Annotated in this window: 11 protein-coding genes and 1 riboswitch; all 11 genes read left to right on the top strand. The window is 47.0% G+C overall.

Annotated features, from left to right (window positions below; genetic code table 11):
* The first annotated feature begins 441 nt into the window (after positions 1-441).
* The 11 genes from K8U60_RS19195 (at position 442) to purF (ending at position 10,342) form a co-directional block, all read left to right on the top strand.
* Positions 442-573 (top strand): transposase, encoded by a 132-nt coding sequence (locus tag K8U60_RS19195; protein WP_223642935.1) that lies wholly within the window; start codon positions 442-444, stop codon positions 571-573.
* Positions 574-1,118: 545 nt separating this feature from the next.
* Positions 1,119-1,640: a DUF2179 domain-containing protein gene (locus K8U60_RS16945; protein WP_394122045.1), complete on the top strand. Its 522-nt coding sequence runs from the start codon at positions 1,119-1,121 to the stop codon at positions 1,638-1,640.
* A complete protein-coding gene (locus K8U60_RS16940) occupies positions 1,637-1,825 on the top strand; it encodes an NETI motif-containing protein (protein WP_223642931.1) in 189 nt (62 codons plus the stop codon). The genes K8U60_RS16945 and K8U60_RS16940 overlap by 4 nt, the downstream gene beginning before the upstream one ends.
* 85 nt (positions 1,826-1,910) lie before the next feature.
* A riboswitch (purine riboswitch) is annotated at positions 1,911-2,010 on the top strand.
* A gap of 140 nt (positions 2,011-2,150) precedes the next feature.
* Entirely contained in the window at positions 2,151-2,639 is a 489-nt protein-coding gene (gene purE, locus K8U60_RS16935; protein WP_223642929.1) for a 5-(carboxyamino)imidazole ribonucleotide mutase, read from the top strand.
* Entirely contained in the window at positions 2,636-3,760 is a 1,125-nt protein-coding gene (gene purK / locus K8U60_RS16930) for a 5-(carboxyamino)imidazole ribonucleotide synthase (RefSeq protein WP_223642927.1), read from the top strand. The genes purE and purK overlap by 4 nt, the downstream gene beginning before the upstream one ends.
* A gap of 16 nt (positions 3,761-3,776) precedes the next feature.
* Entirely contained in the window at positions 3,777-5,072 is a 1,296-nt protein-coding gene (gene purB, locus K8U60_RS16925; protein ID WP_223642925.1) for an adenylosuccinate lyase, read from the top strand.
* A gap of 16 nt (positions 5,073-5,088) precedes the next feature.
* Positions 5,089-5,805 (top strand): phosphoribosylaminoimidazolesuccinocarboxamide synthase, encoded by a 717-nt coding sequence (gene purC / locus K8U60_RS16920; protein WP_223642923.1) that lies wholly within the window; start codon positions 5,089-5,091, stop codon positions 5,803-5,805.
* Positions 5,802-6,056: a phosphoribosylformylglycinamidine synthase subunit PurS gene (gene purS / locus K8U60_RS16915; RefSeq protein WP_223642921.1), complete on the top strand. Its 255-nt coding sequence runs from the start codon at positions 5,802-5,804 to the stop codon at positions 6,054-6,056. The genes purC and purS overlap by 4 nt, the downstream gene beginning before the upstream one ends.
* Positions 6,053-6,736 (top strand): phosphoribosylformylglycinamidine synthase subunit PurQ, encoded by a 684-nt coding sequence (gene purQ / locus K8U60_RS16910; RefSeq protein WP_223642919.1) that lies wholly within the window; start codon positions 6,053-6,055, stop codon positions 6,734-6,736. Before purS ends, purQ begins: the two co-directional genes overlap by 4 nt.
* Positions 6,720-8,945 carry a phosphoribosylformylglycinamidine synthase subunit PurL gene (purL, locus tag K8U60_RS16905; protein ID WP_223642917.1) on the top strand — a complete coding sequence of 742 codons (2,226 nt, stop codon included), beginning with the start codon at positions 6,720-6,722 and terminating at the stop codon, positions 8,943-8,945. Before purQ ends, purL begins: the two co-directional genes overlap by 17 nt.
* Complete coding sequence (gene purF / locus K8U60_RS16900) at positions 8,921-10,342, top strand: amidophosphoribosyltransferase (RefSeq protein ID WP_223642915.1); 1,422 nt, start codon at positions 8,921-8,923, stop codon at positions 10,340-10,342. The genes purL and purF overlap by 25 nt, the downstream gene beginning before the upstream one ends.
* Positions 10,343-10,348: the final 6 nt, after the last annotated feature.

Genomic DNA, 10,348 nt, shown 5'->3' with positions numbered 1-10,348 from the left:
GGAAAGAAGTCGTTACCGATTCCGGTAACGGCTTTTTTTGTGGTTTTATATTAAATGGTGGGTGCTCAAAAAAAGAACTTGATCTCTAATTTCTTTTAAACTTGAAATATCGAGTAAAAGTAGAGAAGATAAGATCCCTGCACTTGGATTTGACTGCGAACATTCCTCGGGTAGAAGATGAGATAGGTGGAGGCCGGCATGGCCCAGTATGTAGAGTTGAAGGTGCGTCCCTAGGATAGTAACCAAAAATCAAGCACCTCAAATGATTTGCACTCCTGATCTCTTTTTCTATAAAAAAGACGTTATGTTTGCAGGTGATGCAGCAAAAATTTACTTGTGCTTCCGCTTCGAAGATATTATGCCTTCTGGACGTGTTGAAAAAGCGGACATTCTGGAGTTCCAAAAAGCGATGGGGAGTCCCAAAACTGGTAGACAGAGATTTTGAACAGTTTCCCGTTCCCTTATTCCACCGGCTTTTTGGAAGGGATCAACAACCTGACAAAAGTGATCAGACGGAACGCGTTCGGTTACCGGAAGTTCGCCCGCACCAAAATCCCTCATTCTGCTTTCTGAACTAATTCCTGCTGAGGCTATGCTTTATATTTTCTGGAGGTTTGTTTCGCTTCTTTCTTTTTGCGCAGCTTGAATTAAGAATCACGAAACAAGCGATCAGCCTCTCTAACACTTCATCCAGAAGCGAACGAAGTCCATTCCGGCTAAAAGCCGGAATAGCAAAGACGTTAGCGGATTCCAATTGCTGATGTATATCGCGTAAAACCTCCAACTTTAAACAAAGATGCCAGAAGTAACATTGTGAAAAAACGAAATCTATTAGCAGCAAGTCTACTTCTTCAAAACTACTTGCAAAGTCTTTACGTGAAAGAGTTTCTTCTATGAAAGATATAAGTATAGAAAAAATGAAGGTGTCATCTACTGAACAATCGCATTTGCATCTTCGTTAAGGCGGTAAGAATGTGAAGAATTATGGAAGGTCCTTTATATACTAAGGTTTTCTCCATCTTTTCTCTCTTGCTTTCTTCAGAAATTTCCCCTAAGATGAAAATTAATTCTTATTGAAAAGTGAAAGGGTGTAGAGATTGGATGTGAATCCGTGGTTAATGGTATTGATCATTTTCTCGATCAATATCGTTTATGTAACATTTTTTACGGTGCGAATGATCATGACATTAAAAGGCTATCGCTATTTAGCGGCCGTTGTAAGTATGGTGGAAGTGGTCATTTATATAGTTGGACTTGGTTTGGTTCTCGATAATCTTAATGAAATTCAGAACCTGGTTGCTTATGCTTTGGGATACGGTTCCGGTGTCATCATCGGTTCGAAAATTGAAGAGAAGATGGCACTTGGCTATATTACGGTAAATGTCATCACCAGTGAAGCTGGTGAGTATCTGCCGAAGCAGCTCCGAGAAAAAGGCTATGGCGTAACCGACTGGAATGCCAATGGCCGTGACGGGGGCAGACAATCGATGCAGATTTTGACGCCGCGCAAAATGGAACTGAAATTGTATAAAGCTATCCAGGAAATCGATCCGAAGGCCTTTATCATTGCCTATGAGGCGAAGACGATTCATGGTGGATTCTGGGTAAAGACAGTGAAAAGGGGTAATTTGTATAAATGAGTAAGAATACAATATGGTTTGAAGTAGAAGAACATGAATCCATTACCGAGTGCTTGGATCGAATGAAAGCTGAAGGATATGCGGCTGTTGGCCGCAAAGAAGAGCCATTGTTCGAAGAAATAAACGGACAGCCAGTGCCAATAAGGCAAATTGTGAAATTTAAAGGAAGTAAACTTGGAGAATAACAAATTATACCTTTTAAAACCGAACGATTAAATAATTGAATAACCAATCGTTCGACTTTATTATTGACGTACTTTCTACGACTTGTTATGATTAATGAGAATACCCCATATATGCAAAAGAATTGGCTTTTGCGTCTCTACCAGGACACCGTAATGTCCGGACTATGCGGGAAAGCAACTTAGTGGATCGTAAAACGAAGGAGGGGCTTCTCTATATGTCCTCATCCATGAATTCGTTTCATGTACAGTCCTTAAGTAACCTGCTTTTCACGTAATGTGAGCAGATTACTTAAGGACTTTTTATTTTTTAAAGGAGAGTGTATCGATGAATCCTCGAATTGGCGTCATTATGGGAAGTACGAGTGATTGGGAAACAATGAAACATGCGTGCGACGTATTGGATGAACTGGGTCTGAGCTACGAGAAGAAAGTGGTTTCAGCACACCGGACACCTGATTTGATGTTCAGCTATGCAGAACAGGCAAGAGAACGCGGCTTGCACGTGATTATTGCCGGAGCTGGCGGTGCTGCGCATTTGCCGGGTATGGTGGCAGCAAAGACCACCTTACCCGTTATCGGTGTCCCCGTTCAGTCCAAAGCGTTAAACGGCCTGGATTCCTTGTTGTCGATCGTTCAGATGCCAGGTGGGGTTCCAGTGGCCACTGTAGCTATCGGTAAAGCAGGTGCTGTCAATGCAGGCTTGCTGGCAGCTCAAATATTAGGGACAGTCGACGAAGAAGCTGCACAGGCTTTGCAGAAGAGAAGAGACCGGACAGCAGCAGTTGTGCTGGAAAGTTCAGGTGACCTGATATGACCAAAACAATCTTACCCGGACAAACCATCGGGATTATCGGCGGCGGTCAATTAGGGCGGATGATGGCTCTTGCAGCAAAAGAAGCCGGATTTAAAATTGCGGTTCTCGACCCAGGTATGGATTCTCCTACTGGCCAAGTAGCCGACATTCAAATTGTCGCTCCCTTTAATGATCAGCATGCGCTGGAAGAATTGGCTGAAGTGAGCGATGTCATCACTTATGAGTTTGAAAATATAGATGTTGAAGGATTAAAAAAATTAGCAGAAATTGCTTATGTTCCCCAAGGGGCCGAATTGATTCGGGTGACGCAAAACCGGATTTTTGAGAAACAGGCCATTTCTGAAGCTGGAGTTGTGGTTGCAGATTACATCACTGCTTCTACGTTTAGGGAGTTAACAGAAAAACGCAGCGAGCTGTCATTTCCTTTCGTAGTAAAGACTGCACGTGGCGGTTATGACGGCAAAGGGCAGCAGACGGTTTCTTCTATTGACGAACTCCCTCAGGCAGAAGCGCTGTTTGAAAATGGGGAGTGTGTTGCGGAAGCCTTCGTGGAATTCACGAAAGAGATTTCGGTGATCATCCAGCGCAATGTGCACGGTGAAACGGCTATTTTGCCGATCGGTGAAAATATTCATAAAGACCATATTCTGCATCAGACGATTGTACCGGCACAGATCGATAAAGAGACGGTCGACCTCGCAAAGCAAGCAGCTGAAAAAATCGCTGCCCACTTGAATATGGTCGGAACCTTAGCGGTTGAAATGTTCGTTTTGGAAAATGGCAGCATCATCGTTAATGAACTCGCGCCGCGTCCCCATAACTCAGGGCATTATTCAATCGAAGCGACGAACATCTCGCAATTCCATCAGCATATCCGTGCAGTTTGCGGATGGCCGCTGCGGCAGCCGATCTTATGGTCAGAAGCGGTGATGGTCAACGTATTAGGTGAACATGTCGCGCCACTCACTTCGAAAGTCTCACAATTCCCGAATTGGTCGATTCATTTGTATGGAAAAGATGAAGCGAAGCAGAAACGGAAGATGGGACATGTTACGATATTAACGGAAGACTTAAAGGCGACTTTAAGTGAAATAGATGCATCCGGCATTTGGCTGGAATAATTGGAGGAACTTACAAATGATCGCACGCTATACTCGGCCTGAAATGGGCGCAATCTGGACGGATGAAAACAAATACAACGCATGGCTGGAAGTTGAAATTCTGGCATGTGAAGCTTGGGCTGAAATCGGTGACATTCCAAAAGAAGACGTAGCTAAAATCCGTAAAGGCGCTTCTTTTTCAGTAGATCGCATTTTGGAAATTGAAGAAGAAACCCGCCACGATGTGGTTGCTTTTACAAGAGCGGTATCTGAAACGCTTGGCGAAGAACGCAAATGGGTCCATTATGGCTTAACGTCAACAGATGTCGTAGACACAGCTTTGTCTTATCAGTTAAAACAGGCAAATGTCATTATCCGTAAAGACTTGACGAACTTTATCGAAATCCTAGCGAATAAAGCCAAAGAACACAAGATGACGGTCATGATGGGCCGTACACACGGTGTTCATGCTGAACCGACAACTTTCGGTTTGAAGCTGGCGTTGTGGCACGAAGAAATGAAGCGTAACCTGGAACGTTTCGAAGCAGCTGCAGCTTCCATTGAAACAGGCAAAATGTCCGGCGCAGTGGGCACTTACGCCAACATCGATCCGTTTGTTGAAGCCTATGTCTGCAAAAAACTGGGACTTGCGGCTTCACCGATTTCGACACAGACTTTACAGCGCGACCGCCATGCACAGTATTTGAGCGTTTTGGCATTGATCGGTTCATCGATTGAGAAATTCGCTACGGAAATTCGCGGACTGCAAAAATCAGAAACGCGTGAAGTAGAGGAATTCTTTGCAAAAGGCCAAAAAGGTTCATCGGCAATGCCGCATAAACGCAACCCGATCGGTTCTGAAAATATGACAGGGCTTGCCCGTCTGATCCGCGGTTATATGCTGACAGCTTACGAAAACGTTTCTTTATGGCACGAACGCGATATTTCGCATTCATCTGCTGAACGGGTAATTTTGCCGGATGCGACGATTGCACTGAATTATATGCTGAACCGTTTCGGCAATATCGTCAAAAACTTGACGGTGTTCCCTGAAAACATGAAGCGCAATATGGATTCAACACTTGGCCTCATTTATTCGCAGCGTGTGTTGTTGACGTTGATCGATAAAGGAATGGCTCGTGAAGCGGCATACGATCTGGTTCAGCCATGTGCGATGGAAGCATGGGAAAACCAGACGCATTTCCGAAAAATCGTGGAAGCGAATGACACCATCACAGCTAAACTATCCAAAGAAGATTTGGACGACTGCTTCGATTACAATCACCACCTGCAGCAAGTGGACATGATTTTCAACCGACTTGGACTAAACTAAACGGGGGCTTCTAAAAATGGAAAAAGGTCAGCTATTGTACGAAGGAAAAGCAAAGCGCTTATATGCAACGGATGAACAGGGAATTTTGTGGGTGGAATATAAAGATTCAGCAACGGCTTTCAATGGTGAAAAGAAAGAAGAGATCACCGGCAAAGGCATTTTGAACAATAAAATCACGTCACTGATTTTCACGAAATTGCAGGAAGCGGGCATTGCTTCTCATTTCGTCAAGCAATTGTCTGACCACGAACAATTGGTGCAGCAAGTCAGCATTATTCCATTGGAAGTAGTGGTCCGGAACATTACAGCCGGCAGCATGGCCAAACGCCTCGGAATCGAGGAAGGCGTGGCCATCAGCCGCCCGGTAGTGGAGTTCTATTTGAAGGATGATGAACTGGGCGATCCATTGATCACTGATGAGCACGTCGATATGCTGAACCTGGCAACTTCAGAAGAAGTGGCAGAGCTCAAGCAGAAAGCGCGCAAAATCAATGAGGTTCTCATCGGCTTCTTTAAAGAAATAGGCGTCGATCTGGTCGATTTCAAAATCGAATTCGGCCGCGATGGCGATGGAAACATTCTATTGGCAGATGAAATTTCGCCGGATACTTGCCGGCTTTGGGATACGGAAACCAAGCAAAAGCTTGATAAAGACGTTTTCCGCCGCAATCTAGGGAATTTGACAGAAGCGTACGAACTCATTTTAACTCGTCTAGGAGGACAACACTCATGAAAAAAGTAAAAGTATACGTAACATTGCGCGAAAGTGTATTGGACCCGCAAGGATCCGCAGTTATGGGCTCTCTTCATAAAATGGGCTATGGTGAAGTGGAAGACGTACGGATCGGCAAATACCTGGAATTGGTCATCAGCGACAGCGAACGGGATGTGGATGCATTGGTCAATGAGCTTTGTCATCGCTTGTTAGCCAATACCGTAATTGAAGATTATCGTTATGAAATTGAGGAGGTTGTCTCGCAATGAAATTCGCAGTGATTGTTTTCCCCGGCTCAAATTGTGACTTGGATATGTACCATGCGGTCAAGGACGAACTAGGTGAAGAAGCGGAGTACGTGTGGCATGACTCAAAAGATTTGAGCAGCTATGACGGCATTTTGCTGCCAGGCGGATTTTCATACGGCGATTACCTGCGCTGCGGCGCGATTGCCCAGTTTTCGGGTGTCATGGACGAAGTGAGAAAAGCAGCAGAGGCAGGGAAACCGGTTCTTGGAATCTGTAACGGCTTCCAGATCCTGACGGAAGCGGGGCTGTTGCCAGGTGTTCTTTTACGCAACAAGAACCTGAAGTTCATGTGCCGTACCGTTGGATTGAAAGTTGAGAACAATAATACCTTGTTCACCAATGAATACGAAAAAGGCCAGGAGATCCAAATTCCAATCGCCCACGGAGAAGGCAATTATTTCTGCGACGATGCGACATACAGCCACCTCAAGGAAAACAATCAAATCGTCTTTACCTATGCAGACGATTTTAACGGCAGCCGCAACAACATCGCGGGCATCATCAACGAGCGCGGAAACGTGCTCGGCATGATGCCCCATCCGGAACGTGCAGTGTCTGACTTGATCGGCGGCACAGACGGATTGGCTTTATTCAGATCAATCGTAAAACAGTGGAGGGAAGCACATGTCAGTCATGCTTGAACCAAATGCAGCTCAGATAAAGGAACAGAAAGTTTATCAGCAAATGGGCTTGTCGGATGCGGAATTCGCCATGGTCGAAGAAATCTTAGGGAGACTGCCAAACTACACGGAAACCGGATTGTTCTCGGTCATGTGGTCTGAGCATTGTTCCTATAAAAATTCAAAACCGGTCCTGGCAAAATTCCCGACGAAGGGAGAGCGTGTCCTGCAAGGACCAGGTGAAGGTGCGGGTATTGTGGACATTGGCGACGGGCAAGCGGTCGTATTCAAGATGGAATCACATAACCATCCCTCAGCCATCGAACCTTATCAAGGGGCTGCAACTGGCGTCGGCGGAATTATCCGCGACGTTTTCTCGATGGGTGCGCGTCCGATTGCGTTGCTGAACTCGCTGCGTTTTGGCGAATTGACCACTCCACGTGTGAAATATCTTTTTGAAGAAGTCGTTGCCGGTATTGCCGGTTACGGAAACTGCATCGGCATCCCGACAGTGGGCGGGGAAGTTCAGTTCGACGATTCCTATGACGGTAATCCACTGGTCAATGCGATGTGTGTCGGATTGATCAACCACGAAGATATCCAAAAAGGCATCGCCAAAGGCACAGGCAACCCTGTGATGTATGTCGGCGCTAAAACAGGCCGCGACGGCATCCACGGAGCGACATTCGCTTCTGAAGAGCTGACTGACGGATCTGATAAAAATCGGCCGGCTGTGCAGGTTGGTGATCCATTTATGGAGAAGTTGTTACTTGAAGCCTGCCTGGAATTGATCAAGTCAGACGCTTTGATCGGCATTCAGGACATGGGTGCGGCAGGATTGACTTCATCTTCAGCTGAAATGGCTTCAAAAGCCGGATCAGGCATCGAGATGGATTTGGATCATATTCCACAGCGTGAAACCGGCATGACGGCATATGAAATGATGCTGTCTGAATCACAAGAACGCATGCTCATCGTCGTCAAAGCTGGGCGCGAGCCTGAAATCGTCGAGTTGTTCGAGAAATACGGCCTGGATGCTGTCACGGTTGGTACGGTTACAGACGATTCGACGCTTCGCCTCAAGCACAAAGGGGAAATCGTTGCAGAAGTACCGGTTGACGCGCTTGCTGAAGACGCACCGGTTTACCATAAGCCATCAGCAGTCCCTGCTTACTTTACGGAGTTCCAGCAGCTGGACAATGCAGAGCCGAAAGTCTCGGATTACACAAAGACCTTGACGGCATTATTGAAACAGCCGACCATTGCTTCGAAAGAATGGGTCTATAATCAATATGACCACCAAGTGCGCACGAGCACTGTAGTGAGCCCAGGGTCGGATGCAGCAGTGATCCGTGTTCGCGGCACCAATAAAGGCCTTGCGATGACGACGGATTGCAACTCCCGCTACATTTACCTGGATCCGGAAACCGGCGGCAAAATCGCAGTGGCGGAAGCGGCGCGAAATGTGGTCGTTTCCGGTGCAAAACCGCTTGCCATCACGGATTGCCTGAACTTCGGAAATCCGGAGAAACCAGAGATTTTCTGGCAGCTTGAAAAAGCGGCAGACGGCATGTCTGAAGCCTGTACAATACTGGATTCTCCAGTTATCGGCGGAAATGTCTCTTTATACAATGAAACCAATGGCACGGCCATTTATCCGACGCCGACCATCGGCATGGTCGGGCTTGTGGAAGACCTTTCACACGTTACGACGCAAGACGCTAAGAAACAAGGCGACCTGGTGTATTTGATCGGGGAAAGCTTTACGGAATTTGGCGGCAGTGAACTGCAGAAGATGGTGGAAGGGCGCATTTTCGGAAAAGCGCCAGCCATCGATTTGACAGTGGAAGCAAAGCGCCAAAAAGAAATCCTTTCAGCGATCCAACAAGGGCTTATCGCTTCAGCGCATGACGTTGCTGAAGGCGGCGTTGCCGTTGCATTAGCCGAAAAAACTTTCGGCAAGGGATTGGGAATGGACGTCACTTTGTCCGGAACGGCGACAACGGCTTTATTCAGTGAATCGCAATCACGTTTTGTCGTGACAGTCAGCCCGGAAAAAGCAGCACAATTCGAAGAAATCGTATCAGACTCCAAGAAAATCGGCCAAGTCACGGGAGACAACTTAGTAATCAACGGTGAAGACGGCACGGCTTGGATCAACGATTCAGTCGCAACGCTTCGCTCAGCTTGGAAAGGAGCTATCCCATGCTTGCTGAAATCAGAAGCTTAAATGAAGAATGTGGTGTCTTTGGAATATGGGGCCATCCGAACGCGACTCAATTGACCTATTACGGGCTGCACGCGTTGCAGCATCGCGGCCAAGAAGGCGCAGGAATTGTGTCGACAGATGGAGAAGGTCTTCGTCCATTGAAAGGCGAAGGCATGGTCAGTGAAGTGTTCACGCCGGAAAAAATAGAGAAGATTGCGGGGCATGGCGCAATCGGCCATGTGCGTTATGCAACAGCAGGAGGCAGCGGCATTGAAAACGTCCAGCCTTTGCTTTTCAATTCAACTACCGGTAGTTTAGCGATTTCCCATAACGGCAACCTGGTCAACGCGACACAGTTGAAAGGCCATCTGGAACGACAAGGAAGCATTTTTCAAACGAGTTCCGATACGGAAGTATTGGCCCATTTAATCAAAAGAAGCGGCTATGCGACCTTTGAAGAAAAAGCGAAAAATGCCTTGTCTTTATTGAAAGGTGCCTTTGCCTGTGTCATTTTGACCGAGGAAGCGATGTACATTGCCTTGGATCCGAACGGCTTGCGACCACTTTCTCTTGGGAAGCTCGGGGATGCCTGGGTGACGGCATCGGAAACCTGTGCGTTTGATATTGTTGGAGCGGAATTTGTCCGTTCGGTTGAACCGGGTGAATTTTTGATTGTTACGAAAGACGGCATGCGCGCTGAGCGTTTTGCCTATCCGGAAGAGCGTTCAATCTGCACGATGGAGTATGTGTATTTCTCCCGTCCGGATTCGGATATCGATGGCATCAACGTCCATACTGCGAGAAAACGCCTTGGCGTCCAATTGGCGAAGGAAGTGCAGATTGAGGCAGATGTGGTAACCGGTGTACCGGATTCCAGTATTTCGGCAGCAATCGGCTACTCGGAACAAAGCGGCATTCCATACGAATTGGGAATGATCAAGAACCGTTATGTGGGGCGTACGTTCATCCAGCCTTCACAGGATCTGCGCGAACAGGGCGTTAAGATGAAATTATCGCCTGTGCGCCAGGTAGTGAAAGGGAAACGCGTCATCATGGTGGATGATTCAATCGTCCGCGGCACGACTTCACGGCGCATAGTCAACTTGCTGAAAGAAGCAGGGGCAACGGAAGTGCATGTCGTCATCAGTTCGCCGCCGATCAAGAATCCTTGCTTTTACGGCATTGATATCAGCACGGCAGGCGAATTGATCGCCGCTAATAACACAGTAGAAGAAATGCGTGAAATCATCGGAGCAGATTCGCTGACATTCCTGTCGGTGGACGGCATGGTCCAAAACATCGGGCGGACAGATCCCGGTTCGAAATGCGGACATTGCCTGGCTTGTTTTACAGGCGAATACCCGACCAATATTTATCCGGATACCGTATTGCCGCACGAAAAAGAAAAAGTGAAATAAGGGGGA

The organism is Planococcus circulans, from assembly GCF_020023385.1.
Taxonomy (GTDB): Bacteria; Bacillota; Bacilli; order Bacillales_A; family Planococcaceae; genus Planococcus.
This window is presented reverse-complemented; position numbering and strand designations above follow the sequence as displayed.

Coding starts and splice junctions, on each gene's coding strand:
- purE (WP_223642929.1), top strand. CDS start 2,151: ATGAATCCTCGAATTGGCGTCATTATGGGAAGTACGAGTGATTGGGAA.
- K8U60_RS16945 (WP_394122045.1), top strand. CDS start 1,119: ATGGTATTGATCATTTTCTCGATCAATATCGTTTATGTAACATTTTTT.
- purQ (WP_223642919.1), top strand. CDS start 6,053: ATGAAATTCGCAGTGATTGTTTTCCCCGGCTCAAATTGTGACTTGGAT.
- purB (WP_223642925.1), top strand. CDS start 3,777: ATGATCGCACGCTATACTCGGCCTGAAATGGGCGCAATCTGGACGGAT.
- K8U60_RS16940 (WP_223642931.1), top strand. CDS start 1,637: ATGAGTAAGAATACAATATGGTTTGAAGTAGAAGAACATGAATCCATT.
- purK (WP_223642927.1), top strand. CDS start 2,636: ATGACCAAAACAATCTTACCCGGACAAACCATCGGGATTATCGGCGGC.
- purF (WP_223642915.1), top strand. CDS start 8,921: ATGCTTGCTGAAATCAGAAGCTTAAATGAAGAATGTGGTGTCTTTGGA.
- purS (WP_223642921.1), top strand. CDS start 5,802: ATGAAAAAAGTAAAAGTATACGTAACATTGCGCGAAAGTGTATTGGAC.
- purC (WP_223642923.1), top strand. CDS start 5,089: ATGGAAAAAGGTCAGCTATTGTACGAAGGAAAAGCAAAGCGCTTATAT.
- purL (WP_223642917.1), top strand. CDS start 6,720: ATGTCAGTCATGCTTGAACCAAATGCAGCTCAGATAAAGGAACAGAAA.